Here is a 394-nt window from a genome sequence, read left to right as displayed (position 1 = left end):
GAGAACACCCGGTCAAGCGCGGTCAGCGAGGCGTCGGTTTCGATGACCTGGTCGCCGACATTGTCGACATAGTAAGTATCGACGCCGTCGCCACCGATCATGGTATCGGCACCGAGGCCGCCATTGAGTGTGTTGGCCAGCGCGTTGCCAGTGATGCGGTTATCGCGCTCATTGCCCGTGCCGTTGATGGCATTGCCGGTCAGGATCAGGTTCTCGACGTTGGCGCCGAGGGTGTAGTCGATGGACGAGAACACACGGTCAAGTGCAGTGAGCGATGCATCGGATTCAATGACCACATCGCCGACGTTGTCGACATAGTACGTATCGACACCGTCGCCACCGATCATGGTGTCAGCGCCGACGCCGCCATCAAGGGTGTTGGCGGCCGCGTTAC

Annotated in this window: 1 pseudogene; it reads right to left on the bottom strand. The window is 60.2% G+C overall.

Annotation, left to right across the window (positions count from 1 at the left end):
- Positions 1–394: pseudogene (locus J5M66_RS26730) on the bottom strand (calcium-binding protein); the annotation flags it as partial.

The sequence above is a fragment of the Pseudomonas sp. 67(2021) genome (assembly GCF_017491835.1).
Taxonomy (GTDB): Bacteria; Pseudomonadota; Gammaproteobacteria; order Pseudomonadales; family Pseudomonadaceae; genus Aquipseudomonas; species Aquipseudomonas atacamensis.
Note: the sequence above shows the minus strand (reverse complement) of the source record. Positions and strands in the feature narration are given on the sequence as shown.